A 17,645-nucleotide genomic window follows, 5' to 3' on the forward strand; every position below is an offset into this window, starting at 1 on the left:
GCCCCTTTCTATTCCGAATCTCCAAATTGGACCACGGACGTTGTATAGGTATAATATTCCGTTCCGGTAATGTTCAAAGTGTAACTGGCGGTACCGCTGGCATCATACGACCCGGTTTGCCAGATAAAAATAACGCCCGCTTTTGTAGGGATAGGCACTTGATACTCATACGTTACATGCACGTTAAACTGAGCATAGAGATCGTCTGACTCCATGATGACAGTACCATCATCCGGAATAGGCGGCGGATAGCCAGCCCATGATTCTCTAAATTGACAGGTTGCAGTGCTTCCCTGCGGGGTCATATTTGTAGTTGATTGAGTTATCTTTAGCAAAGGATCATTCCCCGAACCTCCTACGTTTGGGACCCCGTCTTTATGCGTAATGGATGCTTTGGTAATCGCGACGCCTGTAATGGTGGCATTAAGATACCCTGACGGTGGTGCAGGAGGATTGACTTTTAGGGTGGCTACGAGGTAATCTCCATATTTAGCGGTTCCATCCGGAAGTTTATCTGTAAGATTTTGAAGCCCGTAGGCATCAATCTGAAGAGTTGCTGGAATAGTTCCTTGCGGATTCCATGGACCAGGGTTAACACTGAAACTAGTCGTGGCCTGGGCAGTTTCACCGCCGTTGTTGGTTGCCGTGACGGTAACGGTATACGTCGTTTGTTGGCCTGTAGTATTATTGGGTGCAACGACCATGCCGGACCACGTATCATTAGGGTTTTGGCTTAACGTAATATCGACCGGTGTGCTTTTTCCGTCTGTAATATGGGCGGTCATGCTTTTTGTAACAGACGTTGGATAAGGTGTCGCTACGATGGTCACCGGGTTTCCTTCATCGACGATACTCGGCGTTGCCGATGCTGTAACTGAATAGGAGGCCGGAGCCCAAAGTTCTATACATCCTTGGGTATCAAGGCCGTAATTTGTCCATGCAGCTAGATAATGAAGGTCCGTTCCGCTGGGATCTGTGCCTACATCGGCAGCAACGGAGGTATAGGGAGCCGAAACTGCACCCAGGGTTTGCCAGGTCCTTTTCCACGTTTGTTGGTTATCGGCTTGTTGAAAAGCAACCGGCAAGTTGTCGCAGCTCATCGGACTTGTTACAAGAAGGCCCGCCGTCCCTGTAGAAGCGATAAAAATAGTGTCTGTGCTGCCGTTTCTCACCACAGCCGGAGAATCTAATCCAGAAAAACTGCTTATTTGAGTATCGCCTTGTCCAATCAAATCAACGGTCGTGGCGTTTAAGGTCGAGTGTCCATTGCCAACCCAGATGATGTTTTCTCCGTCCAATGCCAGGTTAGTGATGCAAGGATTACTCTGATCCATGGCCGAGATGTCATCGGCCAGTAAGTCTCCATTGGCGCTTAGCTGATAAATCGCTGCGCCCTGATCGGGGACATAGATTCTGCCGTCTGAAGCAACGGCTGGTGAGCTGTCGATCGGGCCATAGAAAATAGGGGAACCACTGGAGCTATAACAGGTTTTGTAATTGCCGGTCATGGGGTCCATGAGGATGAGACGATTTTTGCCGCTTTCGGCTGCGTCAACACCGAAAACAGCAGCTCCTTGAGTTCCGACAGCCGTAGTATGGAGATTCCATGCTGGGGAGGATGTAACAATGTCGTTGGTGGCATTGGAAGAGTCATCGGTGGTTTTATAGTAATTAGGTATTGCTAAAACATTAGCTGGAGAATAAAGTGGCTGTGAAATTACGCCGCCCGACCAACTACCAACTACAGCGAAAGGTGTTTGCCAAGTCACAGTTTGTCCGCTAGTCAAATCAGTGCCAGATGCTGTTAGTGCGGGAGTTATTAATGGAGATGCTGCAATTTGTTGAATCGCATTTCCAGAATTACCCCTAATAGGACTGGATTGCATTTGATCGGGATGATCTATCGGCCACCAATAAAGGTATTCACCAACAGCGATTGCCAAATAACCATTAGTAATGGTTGGGCCTGAAACACCCGCCCCGGAATTGACTTCTCCATTAGGCCCACTTGGTGGGGCGTAAAAGTTTTGAACAATTTTGGCATTTAGAGTTATCCCATTTCCTGGGGTCCAAGCGTATTGTCCGGTCGTAACTGGTTTAGTTAAGTCAACCTCCCACAAATGACCATAATCTGAATCATCGTAGGTATACTGGTAGAGTTTATTGCCTACAACTACGGGTGTTGTGTATGAATACTGTTGATAGCCATTCCATTTAGAAATCTCGACGTAATACGGATTGCTATTGTATATAAGCCCGTTAAAAGATGAATCGTTGACCGTATTGTCCCTTGAGATGTCCGCATCATGGGTGTAATTGTCTGCAGCTCTTACATTTGATGATGCTATGAAGAGAAAAAGCAATGTTAGAAATGAAATTAGTCTAAACCATTTCCTATTGAGCAAAATAAAACCACCTCTCTTATAAAAATTCCTTTCATAAGAGAGGTGGCAAACACTTGACAATTGTTTTAAGTTTTAAGTTTTAAGCAACTCGATGTCTCACATAAATCATTCTTCCGGCAACTGCTGCAAAGGCGAAGATAGTAACCGCTGCTGCAACCCATAACCAAATATTTTTTTGCGTTTGTGTTTCTTCTTTTATCGGTAACTTGGTCGGTATATTTGCCGGATTACTGCTCGGTGGATTTTGTGTGGATAATATTTTATCGGCTGCTACCATTTCCTGTGTCATTGGACCAGACGGAGTTTTCACCGTTTGACCAACCGCAGGATCAGACTGTACTGGTGATATTGACGTGTTAGCCTTGCTTTGCTGCGCTGTCATTACTGTTGCGCTACTAGATTGCTTACTAGAAGTGCTTTGAGAAGGAGGATTGTTCTGAGTTTGTGATTGCGTCACTGGGGCAGGTGTAGGCGCTTGTGTTTGTGTAGGTACGGTCTGATTCGTCGATTGAACCGAATAGCCCATCTTCTGTAGCCAGGATGTCTGATCTGAGTTAAGAGTAGTTGATGAGGGCGGAATATTCGCTCCACCAACTTGAGATGGGTTGAAATTCTGTACCTTCATAGCAGCTAAAACATTATCCGAAAATTTAATATTACTTCCAAAAGTACCGTTTGTACCTCCAAGATAATTACCATATCCTTCTTGCTCGGCTAAAAGAATTGGCCGAACATCATCAAGAGAGTGCCACGAAGAATCAAATGGTGCATCTATTTCATTAGATGCTCTAAATCCTCCCGTATATAAAAAGCTAATCACTGTATTTTTACCGCCTTGGTTTGGGCCAACGGTCCAAGCTGATAACGTTAATCCACTTGGTACATCATTGTTATACGTCGTGGCCATGACTGCACCTGGTAATAGAGTTATTAGGATACAGAGTAATGCTAAGATCATCCCAAACTTCCTCATCCTTCTCACCTCCAAAATATTCCTGTTGATTACATTGTAACATATTTTTGGGTAAAGTTTTAATATCATTTCTTTACACCTCCATAATAAAGGTGGCAAATACATGACAATTAATTTTTGACTTATATTGTAGCTAATTCTTGGAGGTCATAGTTCAGTTTGGGGGAAGATTCGAGATTTCGACGGGGATAGTAGTACCATAGGATGTCTCATTTAACGTGGCTCCTGATTTTCCGTTACCAAGTTCACCGTTAGTTCCGTTTCCCCAGGCCCAAACATGATTTGAGCTATCAGTAGCATAGCCCGTGCCCGATCCGCCAGCAATTGCGACAATATCAGCTAGGTTAGATACCTGGACTGGGACAGCTGAATTATTTTGGGCCCCGTTACCGAGATTACCGTCAGTTCCCAACCCCCAGGCCCAAACATGGCCGGAACTATCCAAAGCGTAGCCAGTGTTAAATCCACCATCAATTGCAATAATATTCGTCAGATCAGATACTTGTACGGGGGTTGTTGTAAAGTATGGTGATAATTTTATTCCGTCTGCCGAAAATCCTGATTTTCCGTTACCAAGTTCACCATACCCCCCGTCTCCCCAAGTCCAGACATGACCCGAGTTATCAAGGGCATAACCAGTAGCAAATCCACCAGCTATTGCAATAATATTACTTAAATTAGATACTTGGACAGGGGTTGCTGAAAAATATGATCCGTTAGTTAGAGTCGATCCTGATGTCCCGTTACCAAGTTCGCCATCACCACCATTCCCCCAAGCCCATACGTGTCCTGAGCTATCAAGGGCGTAAGCAGCGTGATCTCCCCCGGTGATTGCAATAATATTCGTTAGATCAGATACTTGTACGGGGGTTGTTATAAAATATGGTTTATTTTCTGACAGCACCCATCCCGATTTTCCATTTCCAAGTTCACCACTAACTCCCCATCCCCAGGCCCAAACATGGCCGGAACTGTCCAATGCGTAACCAGTCTTTCCTCCCCCAGCGACTGCCACAATATTACTCAGGTTAGATACTTGGATGGTGGCATCTAAATTCACATGACCGTCGAGTGGGTCGTTAAGATTTCCCCAGGCCCAAACATGACCGGATGTGTCAAGGGCGCAAGCACCGCCCTCCTGTCCAGCAGCAATTGCGATAATATGGGTTAGGCTAGATTTTTGAACAGGAGTGTTCTGTGAGCCCCAAGTATAAACTGTTCCCTCTGTCGATTTAGTCGTAACCCAACCAGCCTTTCCCCATACCCAGACGTGTCCACTAGAATCTAGATAATATCCGTTTTTATCTCCCCCTGCGATATTGGTAAAGTCAGTAGGCGATTTTCCATCTAAAGTATTTTCTACCTCGCGGATAAGTATATCGGGAACAACAGTCCTTCCACCTAATGATTGTACATTAGGATGAATACCTGAATCGTGAAGTTTTTGTAGATAAGATTGAATAGCATAGGGAATCGTCAAAACTTGATTGTTAACAAGAAGGATTGGGTCTCCAGTCTTAGCGGCCAAGGCACTCCCCGCCAGAGCGTCTGGGAAGTTATTTCCGTTCGCAAGATAAACAGTCTGCGGAGTTACTGAGAACTGGTTTAACACTGTAGCATTTGTCCCAAAACAATCATCTCCAGCCAGACGTGTAACCGTCGCACCAGGAACCAAAGATTTAATTTGGTTTTCCATGTCTTGTGAAACGACACTCGTTCCTCCAGTAATATAAACCTCAGATGGATTATCTTTTGTAATATAGCTTTTTGTTTTATCTGGAAAATAATTAGCTCCAACCAAAAGAGTTGGATATTGTTTTGACCCTGAAAAGCTAGACACACTCAAAGCATCTGGAAAGTTTTCACCAGATGCAATGAAGACCGGCGTCCCTTGAGGAACATTAACATCATTGACAATAAGCATATTCGTGTCATAGCGATCAGTACCACCGAAACGTTTGATATTACTGTAACCCATGGAAGTAAGCTTTGTTTCAAAGTCTGTTCCAATTATTGATGTTCCACCAATGATATAGACAGTTCCAGTATTGGCCACATGTGCAGAGATATAATTAAAGTCTTCATTAGAAGCAGTTGCCGTTGTGCCAACCAGTAAAATAGGAGCCTGCAATTTCTTTGATAGTATGCTGGCCGACAACGCATCAGGAAAATCATTACCTGATGCAAGGATTACATTGTCGCATGTAGAGTTATTATAAGCCTCCGCAACAACAACGGATGTTTGGTATTGGTCTTGGCCCGCTAGGCGGGATGATACGTATGGTTCACTGATAGTTTGAGCAGACACGGGTACTACTGCCCCTGATAGAATAATCATGACCATTAGAGTTAGACTAAAAGCCCTAATTCTCATCATTTTTTTAATCCACATTAGAAAATTCCTTTCGCTTCGCCCAAAGTACAAAAACGGCAATTGTCCTAATTGTTTTGAATAATTATTTGTACCCCTAATGCTTAATACCGAGTGTTTCCGGAACCTCCAGTATAGCTGTCGCTGGTACAGCTGGCTCATAGACTTATTCAAAATAGTTAAGTCCTATGTGAATTTATAGTGAATTTATAGTGAATTTATAGTGAATTCATAGCTAATTCATATATGTTCATACCATGTTTAGTTTCGATTCTTTCAATAAGTTGGAGACCACTCACACCTTCCCTTAACAATTCCCTAGTTTCCTCTTGACTAAACCCAATATTCTTAAATGAATTATAACAATCATGTAGAATTCTCTGAATCGAATTATTATGTCTTACCTTTTGAATAGTGATCACGTTCTCTTCCTGTTGCTGATGTCTTGGAACCCCTTTTACAACTACTGCATAAATTTGGGGCACATTAAATCTTTTTGCAATACAGGTCCTATGTTTTCCTTCACTCGTAATATAGACACCGTCATAATCTGCTACATGAATTTGCTCATAATCATGATAGTTGATATCGTAGGTATTGTTAGTCAGCTTTTTAATAAGTTTATTGCAATGCTCAAAATGTTTGCATATATCCAAAAATCGTTTCTCTTTAGAAGTTACCGTTAGAACTTCTTCTAATGTAAAGAGCGAATATTCGCTTTGACTATAGGCATCAACAAGATTAAGCGCATGAAAAACACTTTTGAGAATACATCCTGTCCCTGATCCTATAAGTCCTGGATAAAGAGGAATTCTTGATGTATCTATATACCGTTTTTCTTTATCGTAAGGAAATTCCCAGTTTCGGGGTAAATTTAATCTAGTAAATCGGTCAATGTAATAATAACCCGCACAACCATTTTCAGTCCCCGATTCATAAATTAATTCATATTCATCTGGGACTGAATTATCCCATTTAGGATATTTGCCTACATCTAAATTTCGATACACTTGAATAAAATCTCTTTTGTTTTCAATAAGCAACTGGAAACTTACTACTCTATCAGAATCAAATTCTTTTTCTTTTATAAAATAAAGGATCTTGTTAAAAAATCCTTTTGGAGTAACGGATTGTTGACGAAAATAAATTCCAGGAAAAACTTCTTTATACACACTATCATCGGAAGATTCAGCGTCATATTTATAAAAATTATAAATTGACAAAAAACTAAATTCTCTATTATTAAAAACTATTTTTATTGGATCTGAAATTGTATAAACGTCATTAAATTGAAATACATTGTTTGCCAATATTTACCTTCTCCCTCGAACTAGATTTCATTATATCAAGTTCTATCTATGGTCAAAAAATGATGTTAATTAGATACCCTTTTATGAACAAATTTCAATACCTTTCGAACGTCTTCTTCTGTAACGCCCCTAACTTCGCTGGGAAGAACTTTTAGCTTGCAAATATGTAAATGATGAGGGGCTGTCTCTATATCATCAAAATGGGGTGCATTATTAAATCTATAAAATCCTTTATCACATTCCCAATGGTACGAATAGCGCCCGTTAGCATTCTGGTGAATATCAATATAACTTCCATCAAATAAAGTGAGTCGAATACGCTTACGTCTTGGATCGACAATTTCAACCTTTTCGATTAAAGACGGAAATTCGAGTTTACACAAATTGGCAATTTCTTCAATCATCATTTTGTTTATTTCCTCTAGAACTTGCTAAACTTTCTAGCAATTCCTTTCTATAATCTTGAAGGTTACTCCAATCTATTGTGTCTTCCCACGCTGGGTGCCCATCAACTCGTTTGTCCTTGATCTGTTGCTCTAATATTTCTGGTGAAGATACTCCATATTTTTGAATATATCCAGCTATCTCTTGATCCGTTTTTGCTAACTCGGTCAATATCCAGCAAGATAAAGCCCGAAGCTGCAGGACTTCTTCGTCAATATTTACTTTCGAAGATAGATTCGACCAAATTGACATTTCGTTTCACTCCTTTTAAATCCATAATATCAAATTTCTCCTAATATTAGGTAGTTCCTCCTTGCCTATGACATGAAAAGAACGAATCGTTGCCATAACCCCCGTTACGCATAAAATTCCCGTCTGTGTCCAACTTTTCTTATAGTTATGGTTTTCCCTTGTTCATCGATATCAAACGCTACTCGAAAATCTCCGAACCTAATTTTAAGCCAATGTTGAGAAATATAATGCGTAGCATTCGCATATGGATCCTGAGCTAAAGCTCTTATAGATCTCCAGATTTGATCAAAATCCCTTTTTTCTAGTTGCTGAATTTCTTCTGAACCTTCCTCGGAACTAAACATCTTGTATGATGATATATCCCTCTTCTAAATCCTCCTCAAGTTCTTGTTTTATTTTCTTTTTATATACACTAAATTCTTTTTTTGCCATTTCTATAAATTCTTTAAATAATCCTTCTTGTCGCTGATAAATTAAAAGTCCTTTCGACATGCCGTATCTCACTCCAGCATTAACTTCATCCATATGGTGCTCGTCAGCCTCCATCTCAGAAATTAAATGACCTGGTACCGTGATTCCTTTAATAGGTCCTGCAAAGCCAATATCTAAGTCGCTATCATCTTTTGGATCCCCATAAACTTGAGAACCATAAACAACAATCCAATCAAGGTCATTCTCTTTTGCCCATTCACGGATCCCCCAGAAATCTATATGTTGGATCAGTCTGATCACACGTTTTTTGTCCATTTAACGTTCTCCTTCGTGCAATCGTCTAAATTTTAGCTAACTTTTGAACAACATTTTTCTTGCCTTAATATTTCCACCTAGAATGCGCTATTCTCAGATTTGTACATCGTCGTAACAAACAGTATCTATACGATTAAGGCTATTACTAACCAACTTAGTTTTTTCAGTTTCATGGTTCATAAACCAAACCTTTCTACCGAATACTAAGGAAAATACCCTCAAAATCGGCGAAACCTCATATTGAAATATCTTGTGGTTTGTAAAATTCACAGTCTAGCTTTCTAAAATCCTTAGAGTTCCAAGTCAATATTGGCAGCTCCAAACTCCTTGATTTCTCGGCTAAGTAAACGTCTACAAAATCTACGTTTACCTCACGAAACCGAACTAAGATTCGTTGCATCAGAATCTCTTCTTCGAGTTCAACTCCGTCAGATTCAACAAAATCCTCAAATACTTGCAAAATTGATTCTTTATCAAATCCATATACTTTACGTAAGACCCAATAGGCTTCGATTAGAACAAGTGACAGAATGCAAAACGTGGTGTCACCTTGCTCAATAAGTCGTACCAATTGTTCGATTTGAGCGTCATCATCTTTTACAAATAAACGAATCAGGATGTTGGTGTCAGCTATCATCGGCTTATTCATCTTCCGACTCCTTTAAACCACTGGCAAGTGCTTTTGCCCGTTCTGTTATAGCTAATTCAATTGCAACATCTACATCTATAGAGGAGGTGGACTTCAATGCTCCCATTACCCCACGAATTGACTTTTTAGTTTTAGGCTGAACTTCAATAATTCTTTCGTTCTCATCTAAGACAAAAGCTAATCTATCTCCCTCTTTAATGTTTAAAAGAGTTCTTAGTTCAACTGGAATAGTTAACTGTCCTTTGCTAGTTAACTTACCAGAGAGAAGTTGTTTTGCCATTATAAATACCCCTCCGTTCAAAAGTATTACCTTTATTATATGTAATACTTTTGAGTAGGTCAAGTTACAAGTTGAATTCGCATTTAGCTATATGGATATTTATAGCAGAACATACTGGAAAAAATATACATTCCTTATTCAATACGACCTCGAAGCTATTGGAGGTAAAGGCGAATACATAATAAAAACTACTCATTATGTAGTAGAACACCATACTGGACACTCACCTTATAATACTTAATTGAAGTCTGCTAGAAGGCAAATCACCCACTACTCCCATGATATTTTCTCCACTTCGGCTTGCAAATCAGCACGGGTCGCTTTCACGTAGATCATCGTCGTATCAAGACTGTCATGACCCATAATCTGCGCTAACCTATGTAAAGGCGTGTTTCCTGCCATAACATAACCAAAACGATGCCTTAGATCATGAGCACTTAGCCCTTCGATTCGAGCGATTTTCATGTATTTTTGTATCACGTGTCTTAAAGCTCGCTCACTTAGTCTATTACCCGTTTTTTCCGAAGGAAACAAGTATATACTATTCTGTGAGAGTTCATTTATGTATCTTTCCAGAATAGCTCGACATGTTGAGTTTAATGGAACTTCTCTCTGTTTATTACGCTTTCCGGAACGAACGATAAGTTGCCCGCTACGCTTCCCAATAGTTATATCGCTAGGACTTAAATTGCATACTTCCATTGAGCGTAATCCAGTATGTAACATGAGAATGATAATTGCATGGTCTCTGGTCGATCCGTTCTGCTCGGCTGCCGCGACTAATGCAGCTTCTTCTTTATCAGTCATTTGCCGTGGACTAACCTTTTCTTCCGGAACAAGCTTAACTGGCTTGGATGGATCCCGCCGAATAATACCCTCTGTAATAGCCCAATCAAAAAATCTCTTAAGGGTTATAAGCCGCCGGTTAATCGTTGCCGGTTTAAGTACAGTGATCTTTTGCATTACCTCCCGATACCGTGTTAATGTTGGAGTGGAGACATCTTCAATGTTGAAAATAATAGTTTCTTCCTTATACTCAGGAGACTCAAACCAACCGACAAACTGTTTCAGGTCACTAGCATATTCTTTTAACGTCTTTGGTTTTAAATCTTCCTGGATGCTTAACGTATTAATAAATTTAGAAATAAGCAACTCCCCTTGGACAGATAAATTCATTACAGCAATTCCTCCTAAGCCTTGACTTACCTTAGCGGACATGATAATTTTATCTTAATCGAAACCTTAGCGGACATCAAGATATAGTTTTGGATATATTACATAACCGCTAATGTATATTAGCGGACATTAGATAGGGGGCGTTTTCATGGCTATCAGTAATGATGATTTATTTAAGCTGGTAAAGATACTCCCGGAAGAGGCTAAGCAATCTGCTTATGATTTTTTGAAGTTTTTAACAAATAGTCCTAAGCGGACAGATTGGGACGAAATTGACCTAATGGAGCCGGACGATATACCCTTGAGTGAAGAAGAAGAACGACAAATGAACAACACGGAATTCGTGTCATGGGAGGATGCAATGCATGAACTCAATTTACCAACTGACATTAAGCCGTGATTCTGTTAAATTTCTTGCTAAGCAGGAAAGGGCTATTCAGGAACGTATTCGTAAAGCATTAACAGGCTTAGCCATTCGTCCACCGATTGGTGATATTAAGCCTCTAAAAGGCCGAGGAAAATTAATGCGATTACGAGTTGGTACCTACAGAGTAATTTTCGACGTTAACCATACCGAACAATTTGTCTATATATTGACTATCGACAATCGTGGTGATGTCTATTAGAAAGATGCAAGCACCAAAAAGCCATTTTTCCTTAGAGTAAGGGAAAATGGCTTTTTGCTTCCAATATCTGCCTTAGCGTGGGTTTTACGTTATTTTGGCCCTACCCCAATTATAGAAAGAAACGGAGGTTAATAAGGCTTATTTGGAGTATATTGATAATTAGTAAGAATTAGAATACAATACAATAAATTATTATTTATAGGAGGCCGCATTAATGTCAGAAAATGTATTTTATGCAGATTTAGACATGATAAATGGTAAAGGTGTCTTAGTGACTGGGCACGGTAAAGGATTGGTACAGAGAAATTCAATTATTAATGGCGAGTACATAGCTAATGATATGGTAAGATTGGTTATTGAAGATGGTAAACTGTTAGGTTATCAAGGTTATATTAAAAAAGAAGATGATGAATTGACAGAAATTAAATATCTTTTGTATTTTTATGATGAATCCGAACTAAAGCAACCTTTAAAACCCACTAATATTACAGTAGACGAGTATTTAAAATTTAGTAAACATAATATTGATATAGGAAGTGAAATATCTGCTTTATTTAACTCTGGAAAGTCTTCTGTTCCCTTATGCAATACTTTCGACGAGTATGAAGATATTTTAAAAAAAGCAAATGGTGTGCGTTTCATCTCCGTTCCTTATACAGCAGACGAAAATGAAAGAGCTAGTTTTATAAATGAAATTATTAATTAAATCACTTTTAAATTTTAATAATTTGGCCCAGTACCAGCGAAGTGACAGCTACGCTGGTACTGGGCCAAAGTGTACAATTCCACCTGACATCAAACATCTACCATGCTAAGCCTTTTTTAAGCATCAAAGGAGTAACCTCTGCCCATGCGATTCATGACTCTTATAAGCCCATTTAAGCACTCTGTATAGGCATTGGTAATCGGATGGTCCCTTTGGCGACGATAATTGCCTGGGCTCGATGGGATTCGCCTTCTCTATTCAACTATAGGAGATGTAAGATTCTTCTCAAGGCATAATAATGAGGTCACAGATCGCTTCCCAGAGCTTATGGATCAACAAGTTCCGCCGGGTACGATATTAGACGGTGAAATCGTAAGATCAAGTGAAGATGGACGGCCAGATTTTAAGGACGATCTTAGCCGGTTTCAAATAATTAACCCGAAGCGTATACCGATCCTGTCCAAGAGCAGGCCGGTAACATATTGCGTCTTTGACGTAATTTATCGGTCCTATTGTTTTTGCTATAAATGTTGTAAACGTCCTCTCCTTTTCCTCCTCTAAGCTAATTTAGCTCATTCTCAGCATGGATATTGTCCTCGCTGATTGTTATCTTTGTTCTATTTTCCTTGTTTTTGACTAGATTGTATTTCCATTAGGTTGACGGGGCGAAGTGGTGATATAGTCGAAATCATTTGCTTGAAAAGCATTTGTTGCTTTCCTTCAAATTCTAACACTATGGTAAATATGTCATTCCCAATAATTTTACCCTTGATTTGGACGCCACTTAGTAAATGAACAATGACTGGTGTTTTTGTGGTTTGTAGTTGATCTAGGTACGCGTCTTGCAGTTTACTTTTAATTATCATTTTTGCGCCTCCAGCTATAATAATGCTCTGGCTTATAAATATAAACGTTAGAATCGCCCGTATTGGGTTAAAGGGGCCGCCCCCCTATAATATTACCAAAGTGTTTTTAAGGGCTTGAACGACCCTTTAAACGAGCGTTTGTTTTTGATTTTTTAGTCCTCTTCATGCTGAAACGATAATCCCAACTCTTTAAGCTTGAAATCAATCTCTTCTAATGACTTAAGACCGAGGTTGCGAACTTTAAACATATCTGCTTTTGCCCTTCTGGTTAGATCTTTAACTGAGTTGATTCCCGCTCGTTTCAAGCCATTGTATGCACGCATGGACAAATCAAGATCTTCAATTGACATTTTAAGGTTTCTATCCTGCTTTGATTCTTTCTTTATTTCTTCTGTTGACTCACCAGTAGCAAATGCAGTATTGAGCTTCGTGAAAAGAAGTAGCTGATCGTTTAGTATTCTTGCCGCCCTACTAGTAGCTTCCTCTGGCGATATGCTGCCATTTGACCATGTTTCCAAGGTTAACCGATCATAGTCTGTAATTTGACCAACTCGCGTAGCTTCCACCATATAGTCAACCTTATATATCGGTGTAAATATGGAGTCAATCGGAATAACTCCGTCGTCTGGAATTTTGTTTTGTTCAGCAGAAACATAGCCGTAACCGCGTTCTACCGTCATTTCTATACTCAGCCGTCCAGCATTGTCCAACGTTGCTATTTTCAAGTCTTTGTTTAGGACCACGATGTCTGAATCACAAATAATATCTCCTGCTGTAACGACACCTGCTCCTTGGGATTCCAGACGAATAACCCTGGGTTCATTCGTATACCCCTTTAAAGCAAGAGATTTTATATTAAGAACTATGTCAGTAATGTCTTCCATAACCCCTGGAATTTTTGAAGATGCTTTGAGTGCTCCGTCTATTTTGATGGTTGTAACTGCTGATCCTGGTAAAGAGGATAGTAAAACACGTTTCAAAGAATTACCTATTGTTATACCATATCCTCTTTCGAGAGGTTCAACGACAAATTTGGCATAAGAACCGTTCTCATAACGTTCAACACACTCTATTCGAGGTTTTTCCATTTCTAACATTAGTTAACACCAGCTTTCTTTTTACAGTCTATCAGATTTTACCATTATTAATCATAATGTTCATAAATGAAATAATTAGCTTTCGATAATAAATTATTTAGTCTATGTCATTTTATAAATTTCAAATTCCGCACACATTTCTATTTGGTTCGATCTATTCTAATGAAATTCCTCTTAACCGGAAATGAAGAGAGTCATGGGGCTTTTACCGAATAATTTTTCACTCTTTATAAACTTTAGATAAAAAAGGAACCTCTTATGAAGTTCCTTACATATTTTACATAGTCTTGTTAAATTAGTCCCGCTATGTCTGAAAGATGTGAAGCATTAACGTACGTAAGAGTATCCTGAGCTCTCCAACTGTATTCCATTTCATTTACGCTTTTTTAAGGTCATGAAAATTTTTTAGAATTTATACAGTAACCATCGACAGGTTCCATTTTCGTACTTAAACTCAGCTTGTCTTTTTTGCTCATTAACAATGCACTCACATCGGAACAGGAGCCACTTTTTCCGTCCAACTTTTTCCTCTGATTTTGTCAATACTCGATCAATATTGATGGCCACATATTCTCCGTTTTTGTCCTTGACTCGAAATCTCATGGGCCTGGGGGATCCATCCGTCGAAAAATAGGCGATCATATCTACTGGCTTCATAACTATGTTCATGTTCTTACCTCTAAGCAGCTATTTGGCTATTAGCTATATTGCTATTATAGTAATTCGATATAAGCAGTTCCTTTTTTAAAGTACTCTTATCTTTCCGAGAAACGGAATAGCGAAGGCTTACTTCTTCGATATTGAATCCGTTATATAACTCTCTAATATCTGGATGGTCATTAATGCTTAGTAAGTATCGGCCTTGGAGGCGAGATAAAACGTCTCTGAGCCTGATATGATCCTCTACTGTGAATACCCTACTCCCTTGGCTACTATACCCCGTCAAGCCATAATAGGGAGGATCACAGTAAAATAATGTAGAGGGTCGATCGTAACTTAAAATTAACTTCTCAAAATCCCGATTTTCAATGATGGTATTTAAGAGCCTTTCTCTAGTCTGCTTTATTTCTTGTTCCAAGGTCTTAAGGACAAGTCTAACGCCGGTAGGACTAATGATAAAACTTTGCATCCTTGCCCCAAAGCTGAAATGCACTAAATAATAGAATCGGACGGCCCGTTCTATATCATCTAATTCTTGCGGATTTGCTCTTTTATACTCTTCGAAAATCTGCCTGGAGACCAGAAGATATTCAAATGCTCGAATAAAATCCTGCGTTTTGTCACGAACGACTTTGAAAAAGTTAATAAGTTCTCCGTTGACATCATTCAGAACTTCTATTTTAGAGAGGGATTTTGCGAAGAGTACCCATCCTGCTCCGCCGAATACTTCAACAAAACAAAGATGATCTTGGGGCAACATCTCTAGGATCCTATTTCTTAAGCGAAATTTTCCACCCATCCATTTTATCGGACTATTCATTATCCTCACTCCTCGTAATGCTAATTATAGAACGTTTGTTTAATATATTCAAAACGTATGTTCTATAGTTATTTTATCAACTTCGTCTCCCACATGCAAGAAAAGCACCTCAAAAATTGTGGTGCTTTTCTTGCATAAATTATTAATTCATTTTCAGCAAGTAATTCAAAGATCGTACCGTCGATCGTCTGGACTTTTCTATAGTTTGGTGTCATAGATGTTACGGGATGCTGTGCCATCTTATTCGCTCCCTTGGTTCTATTTCAGCCCAAATGCTTCGTCAATCTCATTGAAGGATGCAATCCAACCCTCTTCCATTCCCCAAAACCGAACCAACTCCATGTACATTTCTCTGATTTTATTAATTTCTCGGATGTTGGCTATTTCTGCTTTAGGGCCTTGTCCCCCAATTTTCTCCATCCGAGCGATCGCCGTGTCCAGGAGCCCTTTTAGCGTCTCTTCGATTGGCTTTTTATCTCCCATTTTTACCCCCTATGTTCGAGTCCCCTATGATTGTGTGTCCATTAACGCTCTGTTTCGAGAAAATTGCAAGAGGTTTTCTACCTGCTTTGTCTCTCAAATTCATAATGAGGAACTCCTCAGATTATATGGTAGAAATTACTGGTAAGATTTCCAGTCAATAGTGTGTAATTAAGTAGTTTCGAGTGATAACTTTTCACTTCCGCATTTTGGGCATTGACTAAAATATCCACCATTTTTATCACTTACAATATAACCGCCATCCATGCTAAGCTTAAATATCAAATCTTTCATTGTCATAGTATCTGTCATATACCCACAATCTTCGCAACAAACATATGCCTTTAAATTCCCTTGTATTTCTAAAAACTCAGGTGTGCCGGGAGTCTTAATTCTTTGTAAAGCGTCTTTGTACTCTTGAACGCGTTTATTCCAATCTACTGCCGCCAATGCTTCTGTCTTTTTCCAGTCACCACAAGCAACGTGAACACCGCAAAAATACTTCATATTTTGATATTCAGGCTCTAGTGAACTTAATTTTGGTTGACCTCCACACTCAGGGCAAGGTAATAGGTTTTCCATATTACCCCTTCCTTGTTTCGTATTACATATATTCACTGGACCGATTTATCGAATATGGGTATCGACATTCTGGGCCGGACATTAGCCCTGCCAATTCTACTTCTTCATAGGCTTGCTCAATCATCTGCTCTTTCAACCGGCTGAGCCATTCTCGATGGGGCTGCCTCTTATTAATAAATCCTGTTTGATCGGCCATGCCCCGGTACTCCATGAGCTCTCCACTCATCCAAGCACGAGGCAGATAGAGCCACCAAGGTTCATATTTAATCGAAAGCTTGTCCGCCCAACAAAGTTTATTGGGTTTCATGTTATAGCTCTGGGCATAGCTGCGGCTGTGACCAAGTACGAGCTGCCGACACTCTTCTCCGAAAAGTCGACCAGCCAATTCCGCACCAGCTTCCGGATGATTCACTCCATCGCTGCCATTCATACTTTTCTTGTGCCAGTAACCTATATCATGAAGGACTATGCAAATGGTTTCTTTCCAGCTTGGCGGGCCATAAAGCTCTCTCCACGCTAACCAGACAGTGAAAGGATGCCACAAGAACTGGTGCACTCCAAACAATAGGCTGCGGGTACCCACGGAACCTAACGTTTTCACTCTAATCCCTCTCTTCTTGAGCCCATGTCATTGTGCCGGCCAGGGCCACCATAAGACCAATTACGATTAGAACGTGGATCATTCGCCTTTCCCTCTTTCAATAACCCTTAACTTATTTTTAGCAAGCCTCCATCGGTACTAATTGAGTACATAGTCACGCTGTCTCCGAAAATTGTAAACTCCGTGCAGCATTCCGCGCAGAAATAATGACTTGTTCCGATTTTTCTTACTCCACGGCTTTGACACTGAACACATTTTATTTGCTTTGCTAGAAGCGTAGTCTTCGTACTTTCGGACTTGGTAGTTTTACTCATTATTTCGACCCCTCTCTATCTTTAGTGCCGGTATATTCTTTTGCAGGCACCTATTGGCATGTTATCAATGCGTTAGAGGGATTATCAAAAAGGTATCTGTCGAACTTAGCTCATAAACTATTAAGAGTTTAAAACCAAAGTTTCCAAGCTTCACTTTCCCCCTCATATCCCCTAATCATTATACTTCTAAGCTTAGACAATTACTTGTAGTTTTAGGGAGACCCTATATTCCCCTGTGCATAGTTCTCATCATTTGGAATACGAATTTCCCCAATTCGGATACGAT

General features: G+C 39.9%; 23 protein-coding genes and 1 pseudogene. 4 read left to right on the forward strand and 20 right to left on the reverse strand.

Translation table 11 applies throughout. From position 1 onward, the window contains the following. Nucleotides 1-8 precede the first annotated feature (8 nt). From DESACI_RS19565 to DESACI_RS19615, 11 genes are all read right to left on the reverse strand, one after another. On the reverse strand, nucleotides 9-2,405 hold the full coding sequence (locus DESACI_RS19565; protein ID WP_014828950.1) for an NHL repeat-containing protein: 2,397 nt from the start codon (nucleotides 2,403-2,405) through the stop codon (nucleotides 9-11). Nucleotides 2,406-2,484: 79 nt separating this feature from the next. Next, nucleotides 2,485-3,447 carry a hypothetical protein gene (locus DESACI_RS19570; protein WP_049804086.1) on the reverse strand — a complete coding sequence of 321 codons (963 nt, stop codon included), beginning with the start codon at nucleotides 3,445-3,447 and terminating at the stop codon, nucleotides 2,485-2,487. Nucleotides 3,448-3,532: 85 nt separating this feature from the next. Further along, complete coding sequence (locus DESACI_RS23215; protein ID WP_158310201.1) at nucleotides 3,533-5,755, reverse strand: RCC1 domain-containing protein; 2,223 nt, start codon at nucleotides 5,753-5,755, stop codon at nucleotides 3,533-3,535. A gap of 212 nt (nucleotides 5,756-5,967) precedes the next feature. Continuing rightward, nucleotides 5,968-7,059, reverse strand: coding sequence for a hypothetical protein (locus DESACI_RS19580; protein ID WP_014828953.1), 1,092 nt, complete (start codon nucleotides 7,057-7,059; stop codon nucleotides 5,968-5,970). Between the two features lie 65 nt (nucleotides 7,060-7,124). Next, nucleotides 7,125-7,466, reverse strand: a complete 342-nt coding sequence (locus DESACI_RS23220) for a toxin-antitoxin system TumE family protein (RefSeq protein ID WP_014828954.1) — start codon at nucleotides 7,464-7,466, stop codon at nucleotides 7,125-7,127. Further along, nucleotides 7,456-7,755: a hypothetical protein gene (locus tag DESACI_RS19590; RefSeq protein WP_014828955.1), complete on the reverse strand. Its 300-nt coding sequence runs from the start codon at nucleotides 7,753-7,755 to the stop codon at nucleotides 7,456-7,458. The genes DESACI_RS23220 and DESACI_RS19590 overlap by 11 nt, the downstream gene beginning before the upstream one ends. Before the next feature lie 104 nt (nucleotides 7,756-7,859). Then, on the reverse strand, nucleotides 7,860-8,099 hold the full coding sequence (locus DESACI_RS19595) for a type II toxin-antitoxin system RelE family toxin (protein WP_014828956.1): 240 nt from the start codon (nucleotides 8,097-8,099) through the stop codon (nucleotides 7,860-7,862). Then, nucleotides 8,092-8,502, reverse strand: coding sequence for a hypothetical protein (locus DESACI_RS19600; RefSeq protein ID WP_014828957.1), 411 nt, complete (start codon nucleotides 8,500-8,502; stop codon nucleotides 8,092-8,094). Before DESACI_RS19600 ends, DESACI_RS19595 begins: the two co-directional genes overlap by 8 nt. Before the next feature lie 235 nt (nucleotides 8,503-8,737). After that, a complete protein-coding gene (locus DESACI_RS19605; protein WP_014828958.1) occupies nucleotides 8,738-9,151 on the reverse strand; it encodes a type II toxin-antitoxin system VapC family toxin in 414 nt (137 codons plus the stop codon). Further along, complete coding sequence (locus DESACI_RS19610) at nucleotides 9,144-9,431, reverse strand: AbrB/MazE/SpoVT family DNA-binding domain-containing protein (protein WP_014828959.1); 288 nt, start codon at nucleotides 9,429-9,431, stop codon at nucleotides 9,144-9,146. Before DESACI_RS19610 ends, DESACI_RS19605 begins: the two co-directional genes overlap by 8 nt. A 270-nt stretch (nucleotides 9,432-9,701) precedes the next feature. Further along, nucleotides 9,702-10,607, reverse strand: a complete 906-nt coding sequence (locus DESACI_RS19615; RefSeq protein WP_014828960.1) for a tyrosine-type recombinase/integrase — start codon at nucleotides 10,605-10,607, stop codon at nucleotides 9,702-9,704. Between the two features lie 148 nt (nucleotides 10,608-10,755). Here DESACI_RS19615 and DESACI_RS19620 point away from each other — a divergent pair, with 148 nt between their 5' ends. From DESACI_RS19620 to DESACI_RS19630, 3 genes are all read left to right on the forward strand, one after another. Beyond that, on the forward strand, nucleotides 10,756-11,007 hold the full coding sequence (locus DESACI_RS19620) for a hypothetical protein (RefSeq protein ID WP_014828961.1): 252 nt from the start codon (nucleotides 10,756-10,758) through the stop codon (nucleotides 11,005-11,007). After that, entirely contained in the window at nucleotides 10,973-11,233 is a 261-nt protein-coding gene (locus DESACI_RS19625) for a type II toxin-antitoxin system RelE family toxin (RefSeq protein WP_014828962.1), read from the forward strand. Before DESACI_RS19620 ends, DESACI_RS19625 begins: the two co-directional genes overlap by 35 nt. A gap of 214 nt (nucleotides 11,234-11,447) precedes the next feature. Continuing rightward, nucleotides 11,448-11,939, forward strand: coding sequence for a hypothetical protein (locus tag DESACI_RS19630; protein WP_014828963.1), 492 nt, complete (start codon nucleotides 11,448-11,450; stop codon nucleotides 11,937-11,939). A gap of 122 nt (nucleotides 11,940-12,061) precedes the next feature. Here the strand turns inward: DESACI_RS19630 and DESACI_RS24340 are convergent. Then, nucleotides 12,062-12,139: pseudogene (locus tag DESACI_RS24340) on the reverse strand (hypothetical protein); the annotation flags it as partial. A 25-nt stretch (nucleotides 12,140-12,164) separates the two neighbouring features. Between DESACI_RS24340 and DESACI_RS25840 the strand changes: the two are divergent. Beyond that, nucleotides 12,165-12,500 carry an ATP-dependent DNA ligase gene (locus DESACI_RS25840; RefSeq protein WP_083845620.1) on the forward strand — a complete coding sequence of 112 codons (336 nt, stop codon included), beginning with the start codon at nucleotides 12,165-12,167 and terminating at the stop codon, nucleotides 12,498-12,500. A 56-nt stretch (nucleotides 12,501-12,556) separates the two neighbouring features. Here the strand turns inward: DESACI_RS25840 and hfq are convergent, their stop codons facing one another. The 8 genes from hfq to DESACI_RS23855 all read right to left on the reverse strand — a co-directional run bounded on the left by hfq (nucleotide 12,557) and on the right by DESACI_RS23855 (nucleotide 17,359). Then, nucleotides 12,557-12,805, reverse strand: a complete 249-nt coding sequence (hfq, locus tag DESACI_RS19635; RefSeq protein ID WP_014828964.1) for an RNA chaperone Hfq — start codon at nucleotides 12,803-12,805, stop codon at nucleotides 12,557-12,559. A 152-nt stretch (nucleotides 12,806-12,957) separates the two neighbouring features. Next, nucleotides 12,958-13,902 (reverse strand): DNA-directed RNA polymerase subunit alpha, encoded by a 945-nt coding sequence (locus DESACI_RS19640; RefSeq protein WP_014828965.1) that lies wholly within the window; start codon nucleotides 13,900-13,902, stop codon nucleotides 12,958-12,960. A gap of 405 nt (nucleotides 13,903-14,307) precedes the next feature. Then, the gene (locus tag DESACI_RS19645) at nucleotides 14,308-14,571 is read right to left on the reverse strand and encodes a hypothetical protein (protein WP_014828966.1); all 264 of its coding nucleotides are present in this window, start codon (nucleotides 14,569-14,571) and stop codon (nucleotides 14,308-14,310) included. Between the two features lie 10 nt (nucleotides 14,572-14,581). Further along, nucleotides 14,582-15,382, reverse strand: a complete 801-nt coding sequence (locus tag DESACI_RS19650) for a DNA adenine methylase (protein WP_014828967.1) — start codon at nucleotides 15,380-15,382, stop codon at nucleotides 14,582-14,584. A gap of 258 nt (nucleotides 15,383-15,640) precedes the next feature. After that, nucleotides 15,641-15,865, reverse strand: a complete 225-nt coding sequence (locus DESACI_RS19655; protein ID WP_014828969.1) for a hypothetical protein — start codon at nucleotides 15,863-15,865, stop codon at nucleotides 15,641-15,643. Between the two features lie 168 nt (nucleotides 15,866-16,033). After that, nucleotides 16,034-16,444, reverse strand: a complete 411-nt coding sequence (locus DESACI_RS24030; protein WP_014828970.1) for a Lar family restriction alleviation protein — start codon at nucleotides 16,442-16,444, stop codon at nucleotides 16,034-16,036. Nucleotides 16,445-16,466: 22 nt separating this feature from the next. Continuing rightward, on the reverse strand, nucleotides 16,467-17,045 hold the full coding sequence (locus tag DESACI_RS19665; protein ID WP_014828971.1) for an HD domain-containing protein: 579 nt from the start codon (nucleotides 17,043-17,045) through the stop codon (nucleotides 16,467-16,469). Nucleotides 17,046-17,152: 107 nt separating this feature from the next. After that, a complete protein-coding gene (locus DESACI_RS23855; protein WP_014828972.1) occupies nucleotides 17,153-17,359 on the reverse strand; it encodes a hypothetical protein in 207 nt (68 codons plus the stop codon). Nucleotides 17,360-17,645 lie beyond the last annotated feature (286 nt).

This window comes from Desulfosporosinus acidiphilus SJ4, from assembly GCF_000255115.2.
Taxonomy (GTDB): domain Bacteria; phylum Bacillota; class Desulfitobacteriia; order Desulfitobacteriales; family Desulfitobacteriaceae; genus Desulfosporosinus; species Desulfosporosinus acidiphilus.